Origin of the sequence: Arthrobacter sp. EM1 (assembly GCF_029964055.1) — a bacterium.
Classification (GTDB): domain Bacteria; phylum Actinomycetota; class Actinomycetes; order Actinomycetales; family Micrococcaceae; genus Arthrobacter.
The window spans coordinates 1348602-1373735 of the sequence record NZ_CP124836.1 but is presented as its reverse complement, the minus strand read 5'-3'; the positions used below and the strand labels follow the sequence as shown (position 1 = coordinate 1373735).

General features: G+C 65.3%; 28 protein-coding genes. 17 read left to right on the top strand and 11 right to left on the bottom strand.

What is annotated here, in order from left to right:
- Window positions 1–284: 284 nt before the first annotated feature.
- Complete coding sequence (locus QI450_RS06245; protein ID WP_226775952.1) at window positions 285–1949, top strand: TPM domain-containing protein; 1665 nt, start codon at window positions 285–287, stop codon at window positions 1947–1949.
- 93 nt (window positions 1950–2042) lie between these two features.
- Here QI450_RS06245 and QI450_RS06240 read toward each other — a convergent pair whose 3' ends face one another.
- Window positions 2043–2516, bottom strand: coding sequence for a rhodanese-like domain-containing protein (locus QI450_RS06240; RefSeq protein WP_226775951.1), 474 nt, complete (start codon window positions 2514–2516; stop codon window positions 2043–2045).
- Between the two features lie 1416 nt (window positions 2517–3932).
- Entirely contained in the window at window positions 3933–4571 is a 639-nt protein-coding gene (locus tag QI450_RS06235) for an isochorismatase family protein (RefSeq protein WP_226775950.1), read from the bottom strand.
- A gap of 826 nt (window positions 4572–5397) precedes the next feature.
- Between QI450_RS06235 and QI450_RS06230 the strand changes: the two genes are divergently transcribed.
- The 10 genes from QI450_RS06230 to QI450_RS06185 all read left to right on the top strand — a co-directional run bounded on the left by QI450_RS06230 (window position 5398) and on the right by QI450_RS06185 (window position 10665).
- A complete protein-coding gene (locus QI450_RS06230; RefSeq protein ID WP_226775949.1) occupies window positions 5398–5679 on the top strand; it encodes a hypothetical protein in 282 nt (93 codons plus the stop codon).
- Between the two features lie 159 nt (window positions 5680–5838).
- Window positions 5839–6294, top strand: a complete 456-nt coding sequence (locus tag QI450_RS06225; protein WP_226775966.1) for an Asp23/Gls24 family envelope stress response protein — start codon at window positions 5839–5841, stop codon at window positions 6292–6294.
- Window positions 6291–6482: a DUF2273 domain-containing protein gene (locus QI450_RS06220; protein ID WP_226775948.1), complete on the top strand. Its 192-nt coding sequence runs from the start codon at window positions 6291–6293 to the stop codon at window positions 6480–6482. Before QI450_RS06225 ends, QI450_RS06220 begins: the two co-directional genes overlap by 4 nt.
- Before the next feature lie 400 nt (window positions 6483–6882).
- Window positions 6883–7464, top strand: a complete 582-nt coding sequence (locus QI450_RS06215; RefSeq protein ID WP_282468129.1) for a hypothetical protein — start codon at window positions 6883–6885, stop codon at window positions 7462–7464.
- Window positions 7461–8069 carry a hypothetical protein gene (locus QI450_RS06210; RefSeq protein ID WP_226775946.1) on the top strand — a complete coding sequence of 203 codons (609 nt, stop codon included), beginning with the start codon at window positions 7461–7463 and terminating at the stop codon, window positions 8067–8069. The genes QI450_RS06215 and QI450_RS06210 overlap by 4 nt, the downstream gene beginning before the upstream one ends.
- Window positions 8070–8149: 80 nt before the next feature.
- Entirely contained in the window at window positions 8150–8377 is a 228-nt protein-coding gene (locus QI450_RS06205) for a CsbD family protein (RefSeq protein WP_226775945.1), read from the top strand.
- 72 nt (window positions 8378–8449) lie between these two features.
- Window positions 8450–9019 carry an RNA polymerase sigma factor gene (locus QI450_RS06200; RefSeq protein WP_226775944.1) on the top strand — a complete coding sequence of 190 codons (570 nt, stop codon included), beginning with the start codon at window positions 8450–8452 and terminating at the stop codon, window positions 9017–9019.
- Window positions 9016–9630: an Asp23/Gls24 family envelope stress response protein gene (locus tag QI450_RS06195; protein WP_226775943.1), complete on the top strand. Its 615-nt coding sequence runs from the start codon at window positions 9016–9018 to the stop codon at window positions 9628–9630. The genes QI450_RS06200 and QI450_RS06195 overlap by 4 nt, the downstream gene beginning before the upstream one ends.
- Window positions 9605–9958, top strand: a complete 354-nt coding sequence (locus QI450_RS06190) for a hypothetical protein (protein WP_226775942.1) — start codon at window positions 9605–9607, stop codon at window positions 9956–9958. Before QI450_RS06195 ends, QI450_RS06190 begins: the two co-directional genes overlap by 26 nt.
- Before the next feature lie 146 nt (window positions 9959–10104).
- Window positions 10105–10665: a hypothetical protein gene (locus tag QI450_RS06185; RefSeq protein ID WP_226775941.1), complete on the top strand. Its 561-nt coding sequence runs from the start codon at window positions 10105–10107 to the stop codon at window positions 10663–10665.
- Between the two features lie 182 nt (window positions 10666–10847).
- Here QI450_RS06185 and QI450_RS06180 read toward each other — a convergent pair whose 3' ends face one another.
- Both QI450_RS06180 and QI450_RS06175 read right to left on the bottom strand, forming a co-directional pair.
- Window positions 10848–11012 (bottom strand): hypothetical protein, encoded by a 165-nt coding sequence (locus QI450_RS06180; protein WP_226775940.1) that lies wholly within the window; start codon window positions 11010–11012, stop codon window positions 10848–10850.
- A gap of 177 nt (window positions 11013–11189) precedes the next feature.
- Complete coding sequence (locus tag QI450_RS06175) at window positions 11190–12089, bottom strand: LysR family transcriptional regulator (RefSeq protein WP_226775939.1); 900 nt, start codon at window positions 12087–12089, stop codon at window positions 11190–11192.
- A 128-nt stretch (window positions 12090–12217) separates the two neighbouring features.
- Between QI450_RS06175 and QI450_RS06170 the strand changes: the two genes are divergently transcribed.
- The 6 genes from QI450_RS06170 to QI450_RS06145 all read left to right on the top strand — a co-directional run bounded on the left by QI450_RS06170 (window position 12218) and on the right by QI450_RS06145 (window position 18917).
- Complete coding sequence (locus QI450_RS06170; protein ID WP_226775938.1) at window positions 12218–13669, top strand: aldehyde dehydrogenase family protein; 1452 nt, start codon at window positions 12218–12220, stop codon at window positions 13667–13669.
- A gap of 2 nt (window positions 13670–13671) precedes the next feature.
- Window positions 13672–15390, top strand: a complete 1719-nt coding sequence (locus QI450_RS06165) for a hypothetical protein (protein ID WP_226775937.1) — start codon at window positions 13672–13674, stop codon at window positions 15388–15390.
- Window positions 15387–16379 carry a membrane dipeptidase gene (locus QI450_RS06160; RefSeq protein ID WP_226775936.1) on the top strand — a complete coding sequence of 331 codons (993 nt, stop codon included), beginning with the start codon at window positions 15387–15389 and terminating at the stop codon, window positions 16377–16379. Before QI450_RS06165 ends, QI450_RS06160 begins: the two co-directional genes overlap by 4 nt.
- On the top strand, window positions 16372–17112 hold the full coding sequence (locus tag QI450_RS06155) for a hypothetical protein (RefSeq protein WP_226775935.1): 741 nt from the start codon (window positions 16372–16374) through the stop codon (window positions 17110–17112). The genes QI450_RS06160 and QI450_RS06155 overlap by 8 nt, the downstream gene beginning before the upstream one ends.
- Window positions 17109–17489, top strand: coding sequence for a RidA family protein (locus QI450_RS06150; protein WP_226775934.1), 381 nt, complete (start codon window positions 17109–17111; stop codon window positions 17487–17489). Before QI450_RS06155 ends, QI450_RS06150 begins: the two co-directional genes overlap by 4 nt.
- Before the next feature lie 99 nt (window positions 17490–17588).
- Entirely contained in the window at window positions 17589–18917 is a 1329-nt protein-coding gene (locus tag QI450_RS06145; protein WP_226775933.1) for an MFS transporter, read from the top strand.
- Between the two features lie 195 nt (window positions 18918–19112).
- Here QI450_RS06145 and QI450_RS06140 read toward each other — a convergent pair whose 3' ends face one another.
- From QI450_RS06140 to QI450_RS06110, 7 genes are all read right to left on the bottom strand, one after another.
- Window positions 19113–19403, bottom strand: coding sequence for a hypothetical protein (locus QI450_RS06140; protein ID WP_226775932.1), 291 nt, complete (start codon window positions 19401–19403; stop codon window positions 19113–19115).
- Window positions 19400–20209 (bottom strand): DedA family protein, encoded by an 810-nt coding sequence (locus tag QI450_RS06135; RefSeq protein WP_226775931.1) that lies wholly within the window; start codon window positions 20207–20209, stop codon window positions 19400–19402. The genes QI450_RS06140 and QI450_RS06135 overlap by 4 nt, the downstream gene beginning before the upstream one ends.
- Before the next feature lie 190 nt (window positions 20210–20399).
- Window positions 20400–20978: a hypothetical protein gene (locus QI450_RS06130; protein ID WP_226775930.1), complete on the bottom strand. Its 579-nt coding sequence runs from the start codon at window positions 20976–20978 to the stop codon at window positions 20400–20402.
- Between the two features lie 4 nt (window positions 20979–20982).
- Window positions 20983–21951, bottom strand: a complete 969-nt coding sequence (locus tag QI450_RS06125; RefSeq protein ID WP_226775929.1) for an ABC transporter permease subunit — start codon at window positions 21949–21951, stop codon at window positions 20983–20985.
- On the bottom strand, window positions 21944–22846 hold the full coding sequence (locus QI450_RS06120; RefSeq protein WP_282468128.1) for an ABC transporter permease subunit: 903 nt from the start codon (window positions 22844–22846) through the stop codon (window positions 21944–21946). Before QI450_RS06120 ends, QI450_RS06125 begins: the two co-directional genes overlap by 8 nt.
- Window positions 22843–23571, bottom strand: a complete 729-nt coding sequence (locus tag QI450_RS06115; protein WP_226775927.1) for an ABC transporter ATP-binding protein — start codon at window positions 23569–23571, stop codon at window positions 22843–22845. Before QI450_RS06115 ends, QI450_RS06120 begins: the two co-directional genes overlap by 4 nt.
- 76 nt (window positions 23572–23647) lie before the next feature.
- On the bottom strand, window positions 23648–24970 hold the full coding sequence (locus QI450_RS06110) for an alpha/beta hydrolase-fold protein (RefSeq protein ID WP_226775926.1): 1323 nt from the start codon (window positions 24968–24970) through the stop codon (window positions 23648–23650).
- Window positions 24971–25134: the final 164 nt, after the last annotated feature.

Here is a 25134-nt window from a genome sequence, read left to right as displayed (position 1 = left end):
CCTTTCACGGCCCTGCCGGGAATCCCTGCCGAACCGGCTCTTACGAAACGTACCATCCGGCGGGACAACGGTACAGAGCCCCCGCGTTGACTATCCTCAGAGGCCCGCACGGCCGCATTTGAGGAATTGTCGGAGAACTGCCCTTGGGCGCAGCGGTCATTTATCCACTCGGATCCGAACAGGGCGCCGCCCGGGGCCAGAGTTCGTGATACACCCCCAGGGGTATGGCGGCGTAGGCTGGAACCAGACGGCTGAGGAATAGGGTCGGTTGAAGGAGGCACCCCATGATGGGTGGGTATGGGTCCGGCATAGACGTGTCCTGGTTATTCTGGTTGATCCCGGTCACGGTCGCCGTCCTGGTGGTGGCGGCTCTCGCGGCCCGGGTATTGTCCGGTGGCCCCCGCCGAAGAGGAACGGGATCAGCACCGGGGCAGAACCATAGCGCCGCGGCGGGCAGGAGCAACGCACGTCGGATCCTCGATCGGCGATACGCCGGCGGCGAGCTGGGCACGCAGGAATACCGGGAGAGGTTGGCGCTGCTGACCGGCCCGGGGACACCACCGGGAGAACCGGGGGTAAATCCACGCGAGGACGGGCGGAGCGATCAGCCGGCGGCGTTGAGCTTTCCGGAGCTCAAGCAACGGGCCGCATCGCTGCTGATAGCAGCCGACGACGCCGTGCGCTCCGGCGAGCAGGAAGCCGGATTCGCGCAGGCCCAGTTCGGCGACGTCACCGCTAGGCCCTTTGCGGAGGCCCTCACCGACGCCAAGGCAAATCTGAGCGAGTCCTTCAAACTCCAGCAGCAACTGGACGACGCGATCCCGGCCACCGAGGAGCAACAGCGGGCATCGTATACCGAGATCATCAGTCGCTGCGAGTCGGCCAACCAGGCCCTGGCCGAACAGAAAGTCTCCTTCGATTCCCTGCGTGAACTCGAAAAGAACGCACCACGGGCCCTCGAACTGCTCCGGGCCGGACGCGCCGAGGCAGCGGCCAAGGTAGCGAATGCGGAGCAGGCCATGACCGGGATGCGCGTACGGTACTCCGATGCGGCGGTGGCCCCGGTCTCAGACAACATCGCCCAGGCCCGGGAGCGCCTGAAATTTCTTGACACCGCCGCAACGACGGCACAGCAGAAGCTCACGGAGCCCGACCCGGGCGCCACGGCCGTCGCTATCCGCGCGGCCGAAGAAAGCCTGCACCAGACCAACGTGCTGGTTGACGCCATCGGCAAGCTCTCGCGCGACCTTGACGCAGCCCGGACCAATTTCGACCGCGCGGTGGACGACGCCGCCCAGGACCTTGCCCAGGCCAAGGCCACCATGGCGGCCGGGCAGCACACCGACCTCGCCGGTCCCGTCGCAGGCGTCGAGGCGGTCCTGAACCAGGCGCAACAGCAACTACAGTCAGGAAGGATCGACCCGATCGCCGCGCTGCAGCGCATGGAAGCGGCGCGCGAAGGCCTGGATCGGGCCCTCTCCGGGATCAGGAACCAAAAGGTCCAGGCGCGGCGCGCCGGGCAGGCCCTCCAGCAGGCCGTCATGAATGCACAGGCCCGGACCTCGGCTGCCTCGGACTATATTGCCGCCCGCCGCGCCGGCGTCGGGCCCGAGGCCAGGACGCGCTTGGCTGAGGCGCGACGCAATCTGGACACCGCGCTCTCCATCCAGCAGACGGATCCTGAAACGGCCCTGAACTACGCGCAGCAGGCCGGCGCCCTGGCGTCCCGCGCGGCAGAGCTCGCCCGGTCGGATGTGCAGGGTTTCGGCGGCCTGGACAACCGCGGTTACGGCGGCGGCATGTTCGGTGGCCGCGGGTGCGGAGGCGGTCTCGGCGGGGCCGTTCTGGGCGGGATTCTGATCGGCTCGATCCTGGGCGGCGGACGCGGCGGCGATTCCGGTAACGGCGACGGCCGGGATGGAGACGCCGGGAGCGGCGGCAGTTTCTGATCCGTCATGTCCTGGTTCATTTCGGCCCGTGGACCCCGGTAGCGCCCCGTGCGCGGTCACTGCCAGCCCCGGCGCCGAGGCAGGCGCACGCGGTCACGTGACCCTTTCCGTAGGCATGGCCAGGGTGACCCAGTCGTGCAATCCGCCTCGGTAATACGCCAGCGCGGAGGCCGGATACCCGGTTTCAATCAGCGTCCGGACAGCCTCCGGAGACTGCGGACACTGCGGGCCGTTACAGAAGAACACGCTCAGCCTGGAAGGGTCGAGTTGATCCCTGAATTCCAGGATCCGGTCATGGGGGAAGTTGACTGCGCCTGGAATCGTGATCCCGGCCCTGGAACCAGGTACGCGGCTGTCGACCAGGACCGCGCCGCCGCCGAGCAACTCCAAGATTTCGAGCTCACCGAGAGTGACCACCCCTGGCGCGCATTGCAGCGGCTGCAGCTCTCCCCATGTCGTGTCCACCATCACCAGATCCGGTTCGCCGTCAACCACCCGGGGGACGCTGGCCGGATCCTGAGAACGGATTCTGGAGGTTCGTTTCATCACGGCTGGTTCGAGTCCCATGAGCCCAGCCTAACGCCGCCGGGTCCGCGGAGGCCGCCGCCCTCGATCCGCCGGGCTCCCACTCGGCAGGGAGCTGGCTGGATGCACGAACGAACAGATCAGATGCAGCCCCGGAGCCGCTGTGAGACGGGCGGCCGTACGGACCAGATGCTCCGAAATATCCCAGCCTGCGCCCAGCACAACCGGCCCGTCCGGCCAGCTCTCAGCAGGAGATTCAGGAAGCCCGGATGGTCCATCGACTGCCCCTCGCCGCGGCCGCACACATGCCTGAACGGCGCCCATGGCCATCAGGATAGCCACCCGTGACGGGTGGCTTCGTTCGCGGGTGAATCACAGCTCAAAATGGCTGTTTTGCCGGGGCCTGTACATTTGGCTGAACCGCCACCCTTCGTTCGGCTCCGCCCATGTCTCTGGGCTGTTTCATGAGATTGAGACAGTCCGACGCAACCAACGTGCCTTGCAACGGAGAAGTGCGCTGACCAGCAGAAATGCCAGTGGAGGGAAGATAATCCGCCCTGACACCAATTCCGCCCTCCGGACTGCCACGCTCCGCCGGGACCCGCTCTCCACGTACTGGCTTCTGGAAAACATCAGCGACTCCGACGAAACAACCGAATAAGAGTGAACGGCCGACCCATCAACGATGAAAATTGGGAAGGAATCCGAACGGAATTCACGCTACCCTCCCTGGAACTGGTCCACCGCCGGCTCTCCGAACTAATGGAAGACCCCGAACCTGTCATGCGACAGCTCGTCCGCGTCTTCTTGCGGATGCCACGGACGCGCTCGCGCCATTCCGGCTGCCGACAGGAAGGACCAGGAAGATTTGATCCCCAAGCCGCAGCAGGACATGCCGTTCCAGGCGCTCCCGGCCATGAATAAGTACGCAGCAACACCGCTGCCCGAACCAGGAGGAGGAACAACCCCAACCACAGCAACGGCCACCAACAAAAAAGGCCCCCGAAAATAAGTGGACAGTTTGTGCACACTCAGCTGCCCACAAGCCCCTGACCAGGGAAAACACGTGCCCGAGGTGGGACTCGAACCGGGTTCCAGCCCTTGCAAACACTGGGATCCCGCGGAAACATTGCCAATCCGGCCCGGTCCGGCACCGGTACGGCCCGGTCCCTTACCCAAAGTGTGGACACTGTCCACACCCACTTCTCCCCAGCAAAGGCCTCCCCCAAACAGCCGTACGCCCGCATCGACAGGCGCGGCGCTTCTTTGCCTGAAAACTTGATCCTGCCGGGGAAGATCACCCGCAGCTGCAACCTGGTCCTGGCCGCGCCCGTTACTGACTCCAGGGCACGCGCGCACGGCGCGCTGAGTCTCCAGGGTCCGCATAACGATTCCACCTCCCGTCATCCCCTTTATGGTCCGATCGGCCGACAGCCCCATGACCCGCCGAAAAGCCGGTTATACCCCGTTCAGGCGTGCCGCCCCGGCTATTGCCGAGCTTCCAAGATCGCTCTTCTTCAAAGCCTGCCGGGCTTCAAGGGCATCGGCCCACGCATCGGTCGTGCTGACGGCGGCCCAGTTTGAGTTCAACAGCGTGAGCAGCGTGGTGTGCACCGTTTTCGCGTCGGCGAACCCGGCGTCATTTGCGAGGTTGATGGCCCCGGTGGCATCTGAAAGAACTTCGGTATTGAAGCCGAGGAACTCCGCTTCAACAGCCGAGGCAAGGATGCAGTTGTTGCTCATGTAGCCCACGAGGGTGACAGTGTCGATGTCATGCCCGCGAAGCCACCCGGCGAGGTCTGTGTCAGCGTAAACGGAGCCGTACTGCTTGATGACACCCTTCCATGTATCGGTCCTGCGGCGTTCGACGTCGGGGTGAAGTTCAAATTCCGGTGTGCCCGGAGCGAAGACCGGTGCGCCTTCACCTGCACTGTGTTGTACGGCCGCGACGGGGATGCCCGCAGCGGCCGCAGCGTCCAGAGCCCGCACGATCATCGCTAAAGACTCCTGGTGCGGCGGGTACTGGATCTCGAGAGGTCCAGAGAAGTACTGCTGCTGGACGTCGATGAGGATGAGGGCGCGACGGAGGGTGCTCATGATGTTCTCCCTGATAGTGGATAGCTGGCCGCCTAACGGCGACCCTTCCATCTTCCGCAATCCACAACGGGGCTGGTACTTGATTCGTGCTTCCTTTCGAGGATGCGCCACAATGCTCTGAAAGGACCCGGCCATGACACGATTCGGAATCTCGCAGGCCAAAATTTGGGGTGCGGCGCTGTTCGAATCCGGGCTTAGTGCGCTAGCTGTACTCAGCCAGGACGTTGGTTACAGCTAGCCACGGGCGTCGGTGTCGCCATCCTGATATTTGGCGGCAACGTCGTACGCACGCTGCCTGCGGATCTGCAGGCTAAGGGCCGGATCCTCCAGGTCGCGCTGTTCTGGATTGTAGCGCCTTGGCTAGTACACACGGGGCTGCATATAACCAACGCCGAGGGTGACTTCGGCCGGCTGGCCGCCATTGAATACGGATTCCACGTCACAACGTACTGTGCGGGAATCGTCGCCGCGGTCATGGTCGCACGAATCGTGCATGAGCTTGTCGGTGCGAAGCGGGCCGCCGGCCCCGACCTGACGGTCTCGCCGCACTGAGACTAATTTCCTTGGCGATGGCCAGTGATGGGACAGCACGCGGCGCCACCGCTCCAGACGTCTCATATCTCGAGCTTTTCGAAGCACCTGGGCGGGGGCTATTGTGAAATAAGCCACACCTTCACGCGTCCGGGTAACCTCTGGCAGGCGGGCAGCGGCCGTGTCCTGCAGGTGCCCTACCGGCCCCTCACAGGATATTCCCTTAAACGACTTCGGCACAGGACCCGATCGCTCCGGGCGCCCATGCGGCAGCCCATCCGGGAGGTGGTGCGGGATGGAAAGGCAAGAAGCGAGGGCCGACGACTTGCCTGCATTCCCGGTGCGGGGATTCGGGTTCTGGATTCCGGCACTGGTGTTGCCGCTGCTGCTATTGGGGGCAGCAGTAACAGTTTTCCTGCTGGGTTCGGGGGCAGTCGCCGTCATCCTCGGCGGCACACTGCTCCTAGGGGCGGTCTCGTCAGTCGCGTTCTATTCCGCGGGCGTCCGGCGCCGGCGCAGTGCCCGACGCCGACCCGGCGCGACGGATGCGACTAGCCACCGCAACCATCCCGATTAGTGTGATGTAAATCACTCATGCCTGTGCGTGACGAATTCCCTAACGGCGACGTCTCATTCCTGTAGGCATCCAGCCGGGTGCTGAATAACGATGGTTTTGAATACTTTTCCAGGAGTGATTCTTTTGACTACACAGCCCCAGAGCAAGACGCCTGCTGACCTGCCGACCGCATCGGCGTCCACCCCCGTGAATACCAATTCGGGTAAGGACGGCCGTGGAGCGACCACGATTGCCGACGGTGTGGTCGCGAAGATCGCCGGTATTGCCGCGAAGGACATCCCGGGGGTGCATGCCCTCGGCGGTGGTGCAGCCCGGATGATGGGTTCTCTGCGCGATGCGGTGGGACAGAAGGACCTGACGCAGGGTGTCTCCGTGGAGGTCGGGCAGACTCAGGTCGCTGTCGATATCACTTTGGTAGTGGAGTACCCGCATCCGCTGCAGAAGGTCGCCGATGATGTCCGCGACGCCGTTTTTGGCGCTGTTGAGGATCTGGTGGGCATGGAAGTCACCGAAGTGAACATCACGGTCACCGACATTCACATCCCGTCCGAAGATGAAGATGACTCGGACGCTGAAAAGGCCGCCGCATCCACCCGCGAAGGCCGCGTCTCGTGACCCCAATGTTCGCCGGCATCGCGATCGGGGCAACCCTGGCGATCACGGCTCTGGCCTTCGGTTTTTGGGGCTTACTGCTAGTGGCCCTCTTTATGGCCATCGGCGCGGTCCTGGGCCGCAGCGCGGAAGGCCGGCTGGATCTGGGCGGAGTCCTCGACGCGCTTCGCGGCAATCGCTCCTCCTCATGAGCGCCAGCACCATCGAGCCCCGGCAAAAAGTCCGCGCAGCTCCTCGGGCGGGGCGCCGCGCTGGCCACACTAGAATCACATCGGCCGCCTTGCACCACACGATTGGGGCCATCACGGCGGATGCCTTCGGGATTCCGCCCCGGGCGGTCACAGCCCGTGTCCACGATGACCGGGGACACCTCAGCGTCACGGTCGCAGTGGCATTGCCGATGCCGTCCCTGACTGAGGCTGCCCGGAACCCCCTCGCTGTCACGTCATCCGGCGGGACCTTGTACGAGCGCGCCGAACGTGCAAGGACCGATATTCTGGCCCGGGCGCTGGCCATAGCGGGAACATCTGTCGCTCGGGTCGACATACGCCTCACAGGCCTTCTTCGAGAGAAAAAGGAGGCCACTCTCCGATGAGCACGAACCTGCAGATCCGCCGGATTGCACGCCGGGAGACCCGCCGGTCCCGGGCGCTGGCATCAATAATCACCGCGGCCGCCCTGATTCTCGGCCTGCTCTGGCTAAGCGCCGAAGCCGTCCTCTCGCTGACCGGTAACGCGGCCCTGCTGGCCGCACCGGGACAGATCGGGCAGTGGATGGCAACCCTGGCGGCCAACACCCTCCCGGCCGGGCTCGTCGCCGCCGGGGCGGGTCTGATCCTGACAGGCCTCCTCTACCTGGTTCTGGCGTTGGGCCCGGGCCGCCGGTCCCGCCACATTATGGCCAGTAACCGGGCCGCCGTCGTTGTCGATGACGATGTCATTGCTGCCTCGGTATCCCGCAGCGCGCGTACCGCCGCCGACCTGGCCCCAGAACAGGTCACCACCACCGTCGGCGGGCGCACCGTGGAGGTGGTCATTCACCCGAGTTCCGGCATCAAGGCCGACGCGGCAGCCGCCGACCTTGCGGTCCGTGAGGAAATCGCCCGGTACGGCCTCCCCGCCGCACCCCGGATCACGGTCCGGACCAGCACGGAAGGGGCGCTGGGAATATGAACGCCACGCACCGCGGCATGAACAGGTTACTCCTTGGGCTTCTCGGTCTAGTTCTGGTGGGCGTGGGCGCGCTCATCGGCGCCGCGGGCCTGAACACGTCCATCGCCGAGGGCTGGAACACCACCGGCGCAACACTGCTCGCAGATCTCAGCAACGCGCTTGCCAGCGCACCGATCCCCGGCGCGTCCAGCAGCTGGTGGACCATAGCGGTCCTCGCTCTGGCACTGGTCGTGATGGCACTCCTTCTTGGCTGGATCGCCTCACAAGGCGGCGGGCGTACCAACAGGGCCGGACGACGCGAAGATCCGGAGCACCACGGCACCACCACCGTGGAGACCTCACTTGCCTCCGCGGCGGTCCGAAAAGCAACCGTCGGCGATGACCGGATCATCGCAGCGACCGTCAGCACCTGGAAAGCAAAGCGCGCCGACGGTCTCAAACTGACACTCCAAGCCCGCAAGGGTGTCTCGCCCCGGGACTTGGCCGATGCCGGTGAAGAACTCATCTCCGGGCTCGACAATCTACTTGGGGACCGAGGCCCGGTCCTGATCCGCATAACCACCGGACTGCGCTCCACCCTGTCAGGCACCGACCGCGTCCGTTGAGCCGTTGGGGGAACCAACGTTCTCCTGATCACGGATAACCAGTCCTCCGCACTCACCCAACACATCGAAAGGACACCCCCATGGGCATCGACGACAAAGCAGAAATCAGCGTTCAACACCACCTCGGCGCCGCCAAAGAAGGTACCGGCAAAGTCACTGACGACAGGCAGCTGGAACGGGAGGGCCAAAAGGATCAGGCCGCCGCAGGGATGAAGGAAGCCGGTGAGAAAGCCAAGGATGCCGCCGCCGACGTCGGCGAGAATATCAGGAATGCCGCCCGCAAACTCAAAGACGGCTTCAGCAAGTAACCCGCGGTGCCGAACTCCCGTCCCGGCCCGGCTGTTACCCCAACGACCTGCAGCTCTGACAAGGCAGAGAACTTGACTACTCTCGACACCATCGCCGAAGCCCTCGCCGAAGGCAGCGACGAGCTGTTGGCCCGGCGGGCCGGCGACGGCGACATGGACGCATTCGAGCTCTTGGCACGAAGGCACGGGACAATAATGCGCGCCTACGCCCGCCGAGTCCTGGGCTCGACGACAGAGGCCGATGACGTCGTCCAGGAAGCCCTGATCCAGGCCTGGAACCAGATCGGCGGGCTCCGCGACGCGTCCGCCGCTCGTCCCTGGCTGCTGCGGATCACAGGCAACCTGGCTGTTGACGTCCTCCGCCGCCGCAAATCCCACGCCACAATCGAACACACCCCAGACCTAGCCGACCCCGCGCCGGGGCCCGAGTCCTCCGCCATCACAATAACCGGCACGCAAGCCCTCGAACGCGCGCTGGCCGCGCTGCCGGAAGAGCAACGACGATGTTGGGTGCTGCGCGAACTGGGGGGGCAAACATATGAGGACATCGCCCAAACCCTCAACATCAGCCAAGCCGCCGTCCGCGGACGGCTGGCCAGAGCGCGGACCACACTGGCCCAGAAAATGGAGGACTGGCGATGAACGACACGACCGACACCGGCTGCGGACGCACCATCGAAGACCTCAGCGACTACCTCGACAAAGGCACGTCCGATGATGTTGAACACATCAGCACCTGCCCACAGTGCCAGGCCGGGTTGGCCGGGCTTCGCAGGCTCCAGGCCTTTACCCGGGACCTTCTCGCCGAAGATCTCGCCGAGGCAGCCCGGGACGACTCGCCCTGGCTGGAAAACATCCTCGCCAACCTTGGCCTGGAGATTAAGGCTGGGCGCAGCATCCCCGTCGCACCCGGGCTCGCCGGCGACGTGCTGTTCCAGACAGAAGGAGCCCTGACTGGCCTCGTACGCTCCGTCGGCGACACGGTCGAAGGCGTCATGATCGGCAAATGCCGCTTTGCCGGCGCCGTCACCACCCCTCGAGCGCCGATCATCGTGAACGTCGATGTATCAGCCAGGTATGGCTACCGCCTCCCCGAACTCGCAGCGACCCTGCGCACGGAACTTTCCGCAGCCCTGGCCACACACTCCGAACTGAACATCGCCGCGCTGAACATCACCATCACCGAACTCCGTCCCCCCTCCCCGCCCGGAACGAAAGGACGGGACGATGACCGACACCGCCCGCCTCAGTAAACTGATCATGTCCCTGGAAGGGGTCCACACCCTCTACCCAGCAGACCCGGCCTGGAAATACCTGGCGCGCCGAGTCCAGGAGGCATTGGCCCCGGCACCCGGTGATCCGGCCACGGACCGTGTGTTCGTCAGCACCGAAGGTACCTCGACAACCGCCAGGGTCCGGGTCGGAGCGGACGGCACTGTCCCGGCCACCGACCTCGCCCGCAACATCGCCGAGATCCTCCGCACCAGCCTCGCTGACAACCCGAGGGGAAGCACCGTGAACGTCGTTGTGGAAATCAGTTCCATCCGGTACGTGCCGTGCGGGACAGGACCGACGACGTGACACGCCGGCCAGCGCCCGGCCCTTCCGTCGCCGGGAGCGGCAGACAGCCCACCCCGGCAGCGCGCTGCGCACTCCCTGACGGCACCGTCCACTGGCCACCACATCAGCCCACGGCCTCGACCGATATCCCGTCGAGGCAACGATCCATGGATCGTTGCCTCGACGCGTTTGTCTTTCTAGACACCCCATCGGACACCGTCCACGTCGAGATAGCGGGCAACCTCACCAAAGTCTCCCGGGGAGCGCTGATAAGTATTGCCTGCAGAATCCGGCAGATTCGGCCTACAGCCCACATCCTGGTCCGCTTGGGCCATGCCACGTTCGTGGAGTCAGCGGCCCTTGCCGGACTGCGCACAGACCTGGAAGCCGCATGCAACGACCCCGGAGCATTACCTGTCCGGGGCCGGGGCATCTCTCTGGACATACGCTCCCGGGAACGCAACCCATCATTGTCCGCACGGTCCGCGGTCAGCCCGGGCGGCGGCCACCGCACCCGCCTGAACGACTTCACCGACAATGAACTTCTCACGGCAAGCGACTTTGTCTTCAGTTGGCTTGATGACGAAAGCGGATGCCCCGGCACCAACGTGGCCGACATGCTCGCCCACTATGAGTTCATCGGGCAGGAGATGTCCGGCCGATCCGGGGCCGCCGATCCCGACGTGCCGGAAACGGCGGACCCGGCACGGCACAGGGATGATAGGTGATCGTAGTTGGCCAGCAACGAATTTGACGGCCGACGCGCAAGGACTAGCTGTGTCCGGGCCCGCCCCAACGCGCCAGGGCAACGGCGGCGAGCAGCTGGTGGCGACGAGATCGGCTAGTGGGTCTACCGGGCCGATAAATCCACTTGCCGCAGTGCCAGGACGCGGTGGGGATGCCCCGCCGATCACAGCCGGTGGGCGCAGGATCCTGATTCTTCCTGGGTCGGCAGGTAGTTCTGGGCCGCTTCGGTAACCTGGTCTCTAGCCGGGGGCGCGTTCTGGGCGTGGGCCTTGATCCTAGGCGCTTCTTCTTCGGCCTTGTTCAAGTACTGTTCCCAGCGAGCGGACATCGGTTTGACCAACCCGCCGCCGACGGGTGCCTGAACAACGGGCCATCCCTTCCACCCCCATCATGTCTTCTACCCGCCACGCAGGAGTCTGTCCTGTTGGGATTTCGCGGCGTCGACGGCGGCCTGGGCGACCAGGCCGCCTGACATCACCGCAAGACCGCCCCGCTACGGCCCGCACTAGCCGGTCTCCGGCGCTCCCATCGTCTGCCGGCAGGCGACCCTGACTTTGGCGACGAGGGGCGAGTCTGTCATGTCGTTGCTGTAGATCAGGCTGACGCGGGAGATGGCGCTGGTGTCCTCGATGTCCAGGTAGGCCAGGCCGGGGATGGCGAAGGCACGGAGCGATTCCGGGACGACTGCGATGCCCAGGTGGGCGGCGACGAGCCCGAGGATGGTGGGGAACTGGACGGCTTGCTGGGCGAGATCGAAGTCAACGTCGGCGGCGTGGAGCAAGGCGGCGATGTGGTCGAAAAGCCGCGAGATCCGGTCCCGCGGGAAGGCAATGAACCTCTCCCCCTTCAGTTCTCCGAGCCCGACTGAGGTGCGGGTCGCCAGGGGGTGGTCTGTCGGGACGGCAACTACGAGGCGTTCGTTTTGCAGGAGTGTGGTGCCCAGGCCCGGCACGGTCCGGACTTCCCGGGCGATTCCGGCGTCCAGGGCGCCGGCGGTGATGAGCTCGATCTGGGCGTCGGTGGTTTCCTCGCGGAGCTCGAGGTCGATGCCGGGCCAGTGGGACCGGAGTTCCCGGACCACGGGTGGAAGTGCCGAAATGGCCGCCGAGGAGACGAAGCCGAGACGCAGTTTGCCGATTTCGCCGTCGCGGGCCTGCCGGAGGGCCGCGGTCATGGCGCCGTACTGGCTGAGGACTTTACGAGCGTGCTTCAGGAGCAGTTCGCCGTCGGCGGTGAGCTGCACGTTGCGGGAGTTGCGCACGAACAGCTGGGTCTTGCATTCCTCTTCGAGTTTGCGGATCTGCTGGCTCAGCGGCGGCTGGGCCATGTGCAGCCGCTCGGCGGCTCGGTTGAAGTGCAGTTCTTCGGCCACTGCGACGAAAAGCTCCAGGCGACGAAGGTTCATACGAACAAGACTAAGTGAGTATTGATGGGAGTCAAATAGATACTTCTTTGGGCCGGGTTTCGGGTTTACCGTTGATCGTGAGGACAGTCACAGATCAACAAACACTAAGAGGTTCGAGAATGCCCGTCATGACCAAGCTCGCCAGCAGCTTTATCAACGGTAGTTGGGTTGAAGGGACCGGGGACACGACGTCCCGGTTCAACCCCTCGGCGCCGGAGGAAGCGGTCACAACGTATCACCAGGCCGGTTCCGCGGAGCTCGCGCAGGCGATCCAGGCTGCTGCTGACGCCGCACCGGCATGGGACAGGCTGGGGATTCTGGCCCGGGGCCGGATTCTGTCGGCGGCGGCGGCACTGATCCGGGAACGGGCCGAGGAGATAGCCCGCGTCATGACGGCCGAGCACGGCAAGACCCTGGCGGAGTCCAGGATGGAGGTCGACGCGTCCGCCGACACGTTCGAGTACCACGCAGGCTCTGCCAGGAACCCTGTCGGCACCGAATACCCTTCCAGCCACCCCGAGGAGCGGATCCTGACCGTGCGGCGCCCGCTGGGGATCGTCGGGGTGATCACGCCGTGGAATTTCCCGCTGCAGATCCCGGCCTGGAAGATCGCACCGGCACTGCTGCACGGCAACACGGTGGTCTGGAAGTCCGCCAGCAACACCCCCGGAGTGTCCGTCCTGCTGATGGACATCCTGGCCGCGGCCGGTGTGCCGGCCGGCGTTGCGAACCTGCTCCTTGGCCCGGGTCCGCTGGGCTCTGAACTCGTTTCCCATCCGTCCGTGGCGGGCGTGACGTTTACCGGGTCCGTTCCGGTGGGCCACCACATTCGCGGGATTGTCTGTGGACGCGGCGCGAAACTGCAGATGGAACTCGGCGGACACAACGCCACTCTCGTCCTGCCCGACGCCGACGTCGAACTGGCCGCGTCCAGCGCCGTCAACGCCGCGATGGGCTCCACCGGCCAGAAGTGCACGGCCACCCGGCGGATCATCCTCGTCGGCGACGGACACGAGGCGTTCCTGGCCAGGGTGAAGGAGAAAGTCTCCGCACTTGTCCTGGGCCCGGGCACTGACCCGTCGGTGCAGATCGGCCCCGTAGTTTCCGGCTCCGCCCGCGATGAAATCAACGCCGCGATCGAGACGGCCATCACCGAAGGCGGGGAAATCCTCGCTCAGGCCACCGCTCCCGCCGGGGACGGGCACTACGTCCTGCCCACCGTGCTGACCGGGCCGGAGTCGATGACGATCTGCCACGAAGAGGTCTTCGGCCCCGTGGTCACCATTCTCCGCGCCGCAACACTGGACGAAGCCATCGCCTTGGCCAACAACACCGAGTTCGGCCTCACGGCCGCGGTCTTTACCAGCGATGAGCGCGCCGCCCGGCAGTGCGTGACCTATCTGGACGCCGGCCTCGTCAAGGTCAATGCGCCCTCGACCGGTTCCGAACTGCATGCACCCTTCGGCGGAATGAAGGATTCAACCTTTGCCGGCCCCCGGGAACAGAACAGTACCGTCGCCGCGGCCTTCTTTACCCACGAAAAGACCGCATATCTCCGTCTGGCACCCGCGAAGGCATGATCATGACACTGCAGGACGAACGAACCGCACACGGGCTCCGGACCCCGGAGGAAGTACTCTCCGGCACCGACATGAACGGTGCCTGGTCCACCCGGCACAGCTTTGCCCGCACCATGCTCCGCCGCGCCGCAGCCCGGAAGTGGTCCGTGTCCAGGACCCGCCTGGATCTCGACGCCGACGCCCGGGGCACCGCCGTCTACACCGTGGACGCCGAAGGCCGGCAGCTGACCTTCATCGCTTTCTGCCGCACGCTGGAGGAAAGCGAACGCACCGACCGGGTCATCGCGGCTGCCTGGGACGTGACCGCGGCCCTCATTGAAGGGGACCTCACGCCGGAGCGCGAAGCTGAACTGCGGCGCAATGTTCCCGTCCAGGAACGCGGCCGCGTCGATCCGGACACCATCGTCCTGACCCGGGCGAACCGCAGCGCACGCTTCTTTGACTACGTCAGCGACTGTTTGGCCGCCGGGTCCCAGCCCGACGTCGACGCCATCGGCCCCAGCCCGTACCTAATCCGCAGCACCGCGTTCTACGGGAACGGAAAATTCGGGCTCAAGGAATTCACGGACATCCCCGCCGACCACCCGCTGGCCGTACCCTACCGGTCCCAGATGCTCACCGCCTGGCTGCTGCGAGAACTCAGCATGGACATGGTTGAACACGTCGCCCGCGCCAAAGCCTCGGCGGCTGGCACCACCGCGGTCCCGCTGGACGCGGCGTGGAGCCGTTACCTGGGACTGGGCAACGCCACCGGACTGGGCATGGTCCCATTCGTGATCAACCACCCGGACTATCTGGACGCCTGGTGCCGGCTGCGGGAAATTCCGCTCGCCGCCGGGCTCGGCCGGGACTACGCACCCGGGCATCCCGATCTTGCCCGCGTCGCGGAGCTTCTGGTTAAGGCTGACCGCCACCTGGAAGAGAAACACGCACTGAACACCGCCCCCTTCCTGCCCACCGATGCGATCCGACCCCAGGTCCAGCAGCTCCTGGAAGAGCTGCGGACCCACATGGCCGCCGCGACGGAACCCGCCCCGGTCCTGGCCCGCCTGCACGAGAAAGCCGCAAGCCTCAGCCCGGAAGCCCGGGGGATCTTTGCCTCCATCGTCATCGAACTCCGTACCGACTTCGACGAGGACGCCGAGTCCCTGCTCAGAGTTGACGGCGCCGCACCCTTCGACGCGGCCATGCCCTGCCGGGAACTGAGGCAGTTGCTGGAGACCAATTACGCCTGGGCCCGCGGCTACGACTTCAACGATCCGGAGAGGACGCGTTATTACTGGTTCTCTTCCGCAGCCAACGAAGAGCCCCGCCGGGACCTGCGCGCAGCCCGGCCCGAAGGTGCCGCCGAGCACGGCACGGACATCGCCCGCCGCATCAATGCCCTCACCGCGGACCTGGAACGGTTTCCGGCACATCAGAGCATCGCGGAGTTCCTCCTGGCCCACCCCGGGCACCGGTTCGCCGCGTCCCGGGTCCAGCAGACCCGCCCCTACCTCTACGGGGAGCTGCAGGACAACCTCATCGACGGTGGATTCCTGCCCCTGAGCACCCAGCGCTTTCAGCTGGCCAGCTACGGGATGAACAACTTCAGCCCGCAGTCAACGGACTGGCTGCGCGTGACCTTGTTCAGCGGAGCCCCCCGCGCGGTGGACATCAACCACGGAACGGACGAGGACGACTGGCTCTTCCCGACAGCGCCGAAGGAGCAGGGAAAATGAGCCTGCACCAGCAGCTGACCGTCGTGGACGGCCTGCAGATCAGCAACTGGAGCCGCCCCGTCCTGGAAGAACTGCGCACCGGGGGCGTCAGCGCGGTCAACGCGACCTGCGCCGTCTGGGAAAACGCCGCGGACACCCTCCGGTCCGTCGGCCAGTGGCTGGAGCTCGTCAACCGCAACCCGGACCTGGCATTCCTGGCCTCAACCGGGGCAGACATTGAAACCGCGAAGGAGCAGAACAAGATCGCCGTGTTCCTCGGGTTCCAGAATGCCAGCCCCTTCGAAGATGACTACCGCTACGTTGAACTCTTCCACCGGCTCGGGGTCCGGATTGCGCAGCTGACCTACAACAACCAGAACCTGATCGGCGGCGGATGCTTCGAAGCCGACGACGCCGGCCTGACCCGCTACGGGCGGGTAATTGTGGAAGAAATGAACCGGGTCGGCATGCTCATCGACCTCTCCCACGTCGGATACCGGACCAGCCGCGAGGCCATCGAAGCATCCTCGGTGCCGGTCTCCATCACCCATTCAAACCCGCTCTGGTTTTTTGATACGCCCCGGAACAAACCCCACGACGTCATCCAGCCGCTCGTGGACCGCGGCGGCGTCATCGGCTGCTGCCTCTACCCCACCGTCAGCGGCGGCGAACACGTCACCCTCGAAAGCTTCTGCACGATGGTGGCACGCATGGTGGACCAATACGGGCCCACCAGCATCGGTATCGGCAGCGACTGCACCCGCGGCTGGGACCAGGAATTCGTCGGCTGGCTCCGCAACGGCCGCTGGCAACCGACCGATCCGCAGAACACGCCGACCTGGCCCCAATGGCCGGACTGGTTCACCGGCCCCCTGGACTTTCCCCGGCTCACCGACGGCCTCGCAGCAGCAGGCCTCACCGACCACACCATCACAGCCGTGATGGGCGGGAACTGGGCCCGGCTCTTCACCCAAGTCATGGACACCACAAAGGAACACGCGCATGTCTGACACCATCACCGGTCCAGCCCTGGACGGGCAGCAGACGGACAGAACCACCACCGTCCAGCCCCGCGAAATCAAAGAAGCGGCCTTCCGGTCCCTCTGCGCGGCCGGCGCGGACCCCCTCGAGGCCCAGGAAGGAGCCCTCGCAGTCCTCCGCGCCGAAGCCGAAGCACACGCCGGTCTCCGCCTCCTGAAAGAACTGCTGGACGCGGACTGGAGAACACCCCTCCGGCCGGCGACGGCCCGGGACACGTCCTGGGTGGGAGGCACCCTGCGCGAGCTTGACTGCGCCGGACAGCCTCCCCTGCGGACCGCACTCCAGCTCCTCGACCTCGCCGCGGACGCCCCGGCCGGAGAAGTATCCGTGACCCGCACATCTGATGCCCGCATCCCGGGACTGCTCTGGAATGACCTGGTGCTGAGGCACACCGCCTCCCTGGGCCGCCGGATCATCATCGCCACCGCCCACGCCGGCGCGGCACCGGATGACGGAGACGCCACCGACTACCTCACCGTCACCGAGGGGGAGCTTTCGGCCACCCAGGCCCTGGCATCGGAGGCAGTCGCGGTCCTTATTCCGCAAACCGCCGGGGACAGCACCGTCGTCATGGCGCTACCCGAACGGGTCCACACGAACCCGGAAACAACCTTCATCGCGCCCAAACCGCTGACAATGTGGGAGAAAGAATGGCAGAGCATGTACCAGATGTCCCGGAAGTACCTGGTGCCGGACGCATGAGCGCGATCACCAGGACCCAGTTCACCGATGGTCAACCGCGTCCCTACTCCGCCTCCGCTGCAACTGGCGGCATCATCTACCTGTGCGGGCAGATACCGGCCCGGGAAGACGGCACCGTCCCGGCCGACATCGCAGGCCAGGTCACCCAGGCCTTCGACAACCTCGAAGCCGCCCTGGAACACGCCGGGTCAACCCTGTCCCACCTGCTCAAGCTCACGGTCTTCCTGGCCGACCTTGACGAATTTGATGACTACAACGCCGCCTACCTCACCAGGCTCAGCGGCCACCCCCTGCCTCCCAGGACCACCGTGCAGGTTGCGCGGTTCCGAGGCGAAAAACGCATCGAGATCGATGCGGTCGCAGCCGTAACAGCCTGACCGACCACGGCCACGGATCTGTTGGGTTACCAACGTCGTTTTCCCTCATCCCAGATCGGAACCACCATGCTTTCCCACGCACCAGCACCTGCACCTCAAATGACCATCGATTCAGCGCCGCTGAACTCCTTCCACAAACGCCTCACCCTCTTCAGCTCAGGGGGCCCGTTCCTCGACGGGTACATCCTGGCCATCATCGGCATTGCCCTGGTCCAGATCATCCCGGCCTGGCAGATGAATGACTGGTGGAACGGCCTCATCGGCGCCTCCGCCCTGATCGGGGTCTTCCTCGGCGGCCTGATCTTCGGCAACATCACCGACAAAATCGGCCGCAAGCTTATGTACACGATCGACCTCATGGCCATCATCGTGTTCTCCATCGCCCAGTTCTTCGTCCAGGAACCCTGGCAGCTGTTCCTCCTGCGGCTGCTCATCGGCATCGCCGTCGGCGCCGACTATCCCATCGCGACATCCCTGGTCGCCGAATTCGTGCCCAAGAACTGGCGTGCCCGGCTCCTCGGCGGCCTGAACGCCATGTGGTTCGTCGGCGCCACCGTCGCCGCCTTCGTCGGCTACTGGCTCCTCTCCTTTGACGACGGATGGCGCTGGATGCTTGCCTCCTCCGCCGTGCCCGCCGTCCTAATCCTCATCGCCCGGGCCACCATCCCCGAGTCCCCCCACTGGCTCGTCGGCAAAGGCCGGCACCAGGAAGCGCTGGAGATCCTGAAGAAAACCATCGGCGAGGGCGCCACCCTGGACGGCATCACCGCCCATGACCCCAACGCGGCCAAACTCAGCACCGCCAAGGCCTTCAAACTGGTTCTGACCGGCGGCTACCTGCACCGGGTCATCTTCATCTCCATCTTCTGGACCTGCACCATCGTGACCCTGTTCTCCATCTACGCCTTCGGACCCCAGATCCTGGCCCTGTTCAACCTCCAGTCCGGCGACGAAGCCAACATCGGCTACGGCCTGATCAACCTCTTCTTCCTCGTCGGCAACGTCGCCGCCCTCCTCGTCGTGGACAAGCTCGGCCGCAGGCCCGTCCTGATCTGGGGCTTCATCCTCTCCGGCGTCGGCCTGCTGTTCCTGGCGATCTTCCCCACCGCGCCCTTGGGCCTGATCGCACTGGCCTTCGCCTTCTACGCCATCTTCAACGGCGGCCCCTCGATCCTGGAATGGATCTACCCCAACGAACTCTTCCCCACCAAAGTCCGGGCAACCGCCGTCGGACTGTGCACCGGCACCAGCCGCATCGGCGCCGCCATCGGCACCTTCGCCACCCCGCTGGCCCTGACCCACCTCGGGCTCTCCGGAACGATGTGGATCGCCGCTGGCATCGCGCTGCTCGGCGCGGCCGTCAGCTTCTTCATGGCCCCCGAAACCAAAGGCCAGAACCTCGAACAAGCAGCCGCCCTCCACCCCTGACACCACCTACCAAACACAGCGAGCGGGAGCGACTGTCCATCCGAGGCCATGCCGCTCCCGCCACCGCGTGAGACGACCCCGCCCCCAGCTTTACCCCGGCGTTCCAGGGAAAGGGGCCGGGACTGTTTCGGGCCGCAGAGCCACGCCAGCCCCATCATGGTCATCTCCAGGCAATGTCGAACCGTGACAGGGTCCTCAGTTCCGCAGCGAGTCCGGCATTTTTCCGGAAGTCCTGCCCGAGGTACGGTCCAGTCCCCGGGTCAGGATCAGGTGTTCCCGGAGTACGGCGATGTGGTCATCCGGGTGGACAGTGAGTAGGCTGCGCAGGGTGGCCTTGACAGAGGCGTTTTGGGGGTCGGGGTCGGTCAGGACCGCTTGGATGATGTCCCGGGCCTGGTCGTGCAGCGACATGGCCGTGTCGTTTTCAGGTCCTTGGGGTCGGGGTGCCGTTCCGGTCCTGGGACCCTGGGGCTGTTTAGAGTTCATCGGCTCGTCCTTTGCTTGCGAGCGTTCGTTATCGGGACCTGCTGGCAAGGCCTTGCTTCGTCCAGCACAGACACCCACGGGACCGTGCATGCGCGTGCAGAACGCATCGGCGGCTGCGGGTCTTCGGGATGATTGGTTTCCCAAGATACTGGCTGGCCGGGAGTTTCGCTTTGGAATAGCGGCGCAGCAGGGCCCTCACCGGTTCGGGCTTTGATCCTTTTTCGGACGTACCAGGCTGCCACCGCGGCCGTGAGGACGGCCAGCAGCGCGATGGTTACTGTGGGTCCGAAGGTTTTGGCGGCCGTAAGGTAGGCGTTTCCGGCGAAGTATCCGGCGAGGACCACCGCGGCCCCCCAGATGGTGCCGCCGGCGGTGTTGAAGGCCAGGAAGCGGCGGTAGGGCATGTGGGAGAGCCCGGCGAGGGCGGGCATAACGGCACGGAAGAACGCTGTAAACCGTCCGAGGAACACGGCGGATCCTCCCTTGCGGGCGAGCAGTTCCCGTGCCCGGTCCAGTTGGGTCCGTCGTTTTTGGAGTAAGGGAATCTGCAGGATCCGGGACCCGAAGTGGTGGCCGATCTGGTAGCCGACGGTGTCTCCGATGATGGCTGCGGCTATGACGAGGACCAGGACCAGCCAGAGCTGGAGATGGTTCTGGCTGGCCAGGACCCCGCCGAGGACGGCTGCCGTTTCGCCGGGCAGGATGAAACCGATGAACAGGGCGTCTTCGGCGAAGACCAGGGCAGTAATGATTAGGTAGGCGGGCAGGGGCCCGGCGTTGCGGACAGCGTCGATGATCCAGGTCATGACTTGACCTTCTGCTGCCGGTCCGCCGGGCGCATCGATCCATTACCGGCGGTCGGGCCCGGGCTAATAGGGATCTGCATGGTGGTGCCTCCTGCGGGTTCGTATCGGTACTACCAGCATGGATGCTGACGCCTGAGGGGATCCTGAGGCGTGTCCCTAGACCGGTGCGTGGCCCCGGCGGGCGCCCGTCTTAGTCGATTTTTTCGCCGGTGCCTTTGGCTTTGGTGGCGGTCGCGGTGGCCGGGGCGAGTCCGGGTGCGGCTGCTTCTACGCTGATTTTTACTTCATTGGTGGAGGTGCGGTAGAGGCTGTATTTGTTTTCCGGGTAGTGACCGGGGCCGGTGCCGTTGTCGAAATACACTGTGGCGGAGGTATCCGGTGCCAGGGTCAGTCCGTCGAGTTTCTGGTAGTAGGACTCCGTCTGTCCGGTGCCGGCATCCTTCATGGTGTAGTAAACCTCCAGGCCGCCAAGCGGCGCGGCGGTGGAGTTGCTCAGGGTGAATTGAAGCCGGTCCGGAACTGCTGCGTTGGTCTGCGGGTCGGTGTTGTCTTCGGCCTTGGCCTTGCTGATGGTCAGTCCGGGGGCGGTCCCGGTAGCGGTGATGGGGTTTTTCGTGACGGGCAGCACGGTGGCCGCGGGAGCCGCTGATGAGGGCTGGGCCGATGGTGTGCCGGCCCCGGAGGTCCCCTGCCAGATCAGGATCCCGGCCACGGCGGCGATGACGAACAGTGCCAGGGGGAGAATTTTCTTAAGGGTGAGCGTCTTCATGGTTTTAGACCTTTCGGAGGAGTTTGTCCCGGGTGCCGGCCAGGAGTGCTGCGGTGACTGCCGCGGCGAATCCGGCGAGGAGCCAGAGGGTGTGGTTGAAGGTCCCTGCCCACACAAATGCCGGGGACTGTTGGTTGTATTGGTTTTTGATGCCGAGCCAGGCGAACAGGGGGCGTTCGTATTGTTTGGTCAGGGAGGTTTGTTCGATGAGGTCCCGGGATGTTTCGTAGCCGGTGAAGTTGGCCATGACGGCGTGTTCGTGGGCTTTGTCGATTTGGAGGCTGGCGAACAGGCCGCCGGGGATCTGGTTATCCGGGTCCATGGTGTCGCCGATTTGCGGGATGATCAGGACCACGACGAGCCAGAGGACCAGGGCAAGGATCAGCCCTGTACCCGGGGCCCGGGTGAGGGCGGCCAAGGCCAGCGCCGCGAGCGACCACAGGGTGAGGTAGATGGTGGTGTGCGCTGCGGCAATGATCAGCCGGATCAAGTCTGTTCCTGTCAGGGGTGCGTTGCCGGCAATCAGCAGGGTCGCGGTGATGACGGCGAACAGGGCTGTGGTGACGGCGGTCCAGATGATGAGGGCGGCCAGGATTTTTCCGGCGGCGAAGCTGTACCGGCCTAGCGGACGGGTGAAGAGCAGTTCCAGGGTCCCGTTGTTCTTTTCCTTAGCGATCAGTCCATAACCGAGGATCACGGCGAAGAGGCTCCCGACGATTTCCAGGTACTCCATGCCCGCCCGGAGCATCTGCAGCGGGAAGAGATCCGGCGGGGGGGCATTGACGGCACCGCCGCTGGCTTTGAGGGCCTGAAGGTAGCTGGTGTAGTCGGCAGTTTTGGTCCGGAAGTCTGCGGCCGCGACCAGGACGGAGAGCACGACGACAACGGCCAGGAAGGCGATGAGCAGCTGCACGGAGCGGTTGCGGGAGAGGTCCCGGAGTTCCTTCCCGCAGAGCGTGATAAGGCTAGTCATGAAGTTCCTTTCGCATACTGGTCCGCCCGGTCAGGACGACCGCGCTGATACCGGCCGCGAGGAAGGCCAGGATCACCGTGATCCCGCCGGCCATGGTGCCGGTGGCCTGGGGGTCCTTCAGCAGGATTGCGGCGACGTGTTTGAATTGCTCCCCGAGGGACAAGGGACCGGTGAGGGATCCGGTGAGTGCGAAGATCCCGGACTGCGGGGCTGCGGGCGGTGTCACGGGGTTCAGCAGCGAGACGGGGTGCGCGGCGGTACCGAGCAGCGGCAACACAAAGATGATGACACTCCAGATCACGATGGGGACCAGCAGTGCGGAGGTGTAGCTGGATGCGTGGATCCCGCTGAGCATGCCCAGTGCCACGAAGAAGAGCAGGAAAAGCCATGCCACGCCGAAAAGCGCGAGGAGTCGGAGCAGCTGATCGAATGCGGGGATGGTTCCGGTGACTGCGCTGATGCAGGCCGCGCTGATCAGGGCCGAGGACCCCAGCACCGCGAGGAGCCCCAGACTGATGCCGGTCATTTTCGCCGACAGGTACCCGGCCGGGGACAGGCGCCGGGTAAGGACCAGATCGACCGTCCGGGCACGCCGGTCACGCATCGCGGACTGGACGCCGGTCACGATGGCCAGCAGAGCCCCAATCAGGAGGATGTAAATGACGGTGTTGCGGGCGTAGTAGAGCGGCGGGACATTTCCGAACGGATTAGGGGCACTCGTGAGGCCCTGGCCGGCCGCTGAGTTATAGACCTCGGTAACGGTTGCTTTCGCGGCCGAGCCGATAAACGCAGCGGATGCGGTCATGCCGATGAAGATGACGAGGAGCAGTTGGGGCAGGCGTTCACGGCCGGCGCTGCGCAGTTCATGCCCGACGGTGGCAGCCCACGGGCTCATGAGGGGGTGCCTGCTTCGATGTGGAGGTAAATGTCTTCCAGCGACGCCTGGTCCGGGAAAGCCCCCAGCGTGGCCGCGACGGAGTTCTGGTAGATCAGCCGTCCTGAGCTAAGGATCCCGATGCTGGTACAGGTCTTGGTCACTTCTGCCAGGAGGTGGGTATTCATAAACACGGTCATCCCCAGCGACTGGTTGAGACTGATGATGATCTCCCGCAGTTTGGCCACACCCTGCGGGTCCAGCCCGGAGGTCGGTTCGTCCAGGAACAGCACCTTCGGTTCGTGCAGGATGGCCTGAGCGATCCCGGCCCGTTGACGCATCCCTTTGCTAAACGTGGACATCCGCTCCTGGCCGTGGCCGGTGAAGTCCACGGCCTCCAGTGCCGCCGCGATCCGGGCAGCGGGATCAGGAACCCCGGAGAGCCGGGCGAAGAACATCAGGTTCTCCGCCAGCGTGAGGTTGTCGTAGAACTGGACATTCTCCGGAAGGTATCCGATCGACCGGCGCACCAGATCTGCGCCGGTGGTGACGTCATGGCCCGCTATCCGTGCCGTGCCGGATGAGGCCGGAAGCAGCGTGGTCAGGATGTTCACGGTGGTGGTTTTTCCCGCCCCGTTGTGTCCGAGCAGGCCGAAGATCTCACCGCGGGGAACCTCGAGGCTCAGGGCCTCAAGGGCCTGTTTCGATCCGTAGGTCTTAGCCAGCATGCTGGTTTGAATTGCCATGTCCGTCATGCTTTGAAACCTATGCTCCAGTCGATAAGAGAACCCTGAGGATGCGTCGGTCATCGGATTCCCGGTCTTAGCCGCTCAGCCCCAGGATCGGCGCGAGCCAGTCCATGGCCGGGGCCAGAGACTGCCGCGGTACCTCCCAGGAGTGTCCCTGACCGGGCACCAGTGCGGTCGTGACGTCCATGCCGGCCTTGGCCGCCGCGTCAGCGACCCGGGCCTGGTAGCCAGAGAACGTCCCGTCCTGCGCCCCGGCGGCAAGGTAAATCCTGCTGTGGGCGTAGTGCCGGGCCGCCAGCACCTTCAGGGGCACCACCGCGTCAAAGGCGGCCGTGTTGCCGCCGAACGCCTGCCCGATGGTCGCTGCCCGGTCGGGACCCAGGGCCGGCTCCGCTTCGCCGCTGAGGTCGATCGCTGATGGGTAGACATTCGCGTGCAGGGACGCCATCTGCAGGGCGCAGGTCCCACCAAACGAGAAACCGCCGATCGCCCACCGGGCGGGGTCCGGATCCACCCTCAGAGTGGCCTTGATCCAAGCCGGGACATCGGTAGAGAGGTACGTGTCGGCCTTGGCGATCCGGGAATCCATGCACATGGTGTTGCCGTTCGCCGAGCCGTTGACATCGGGGATGACCACGACGGGCGCGAGCCCGTCGTGTGTTGCGGCAAAAGCATCCATGGCCGTTGCTACCGCGCCGGCGGTGATCCAGTCGGCCGGGGAGCCGGGCTGGCCTGCGACCAGGACCAGGACAGGCAGCGCCGGCCGGGACGCGTCCTGGTAAGCCGGCGGGAGGTAGACGTAGGCATTGCCGGCGGCGAAGCCGGACACCGCACCCGGGATCTGCACCGAGTTGACCGTCCCGGCCGCCGGGAGTCCCGCGGGTTTCACCCACGTCCTCGCCAACGGCCCCGCCTTCGGGCCGGGCGCAGGCTGGAGCGCGGTCTGGGGCCCCACTCGGGCGCCTTCCGGAAGCGTCTGGATGGCTGCGGTACTGGCCCCGGTCAGGTCCCTGAGAGTCCGGTAGGCGCCGAAGTAGGCATTCACCTGCAACGCGGCACCCAGAATCAGCACTGCCATGGCCACCGGTGCCAGTGCTCTGCGGCGCCAGCCGGTTCCGGCCAGGTTCAAACCCGCCAACAGCACAGCCAGGCACGCGATGCCGATCCACGCGGTAACGGGCCACGGCAGCTCCTGGGCTGATACGGCGGCCACGTGGACCAGAAACCAGCCTGTCCCCAATGCCAGCAGGGCCGCGGCGGCGACCGCCGCGGCTATCTTCATCCACCAACTCCGCCCGCGGCGGATGAGGAGGTATAGTCCTGCCGCCGCTGCCGCGGACCCGACACTGAGGGGAACAACCCCGGTGAGCAGATCCAACCCGGAAAGAGCGTTCATGCCTTAATCCTTCGAACTGCCGGGGCTCCCGGACGCTGGAGTTGATAACGGACGCTGGTGCTGTTGCCCGGGCGCCGGAAAACCCGCGAAGCGGGGTGCTTCGCGGGTCCCGGTACGTCGGCGGCGCTGTGTTGTCGGCCGGTCCTTTCCTCAGGTCCGCCTGC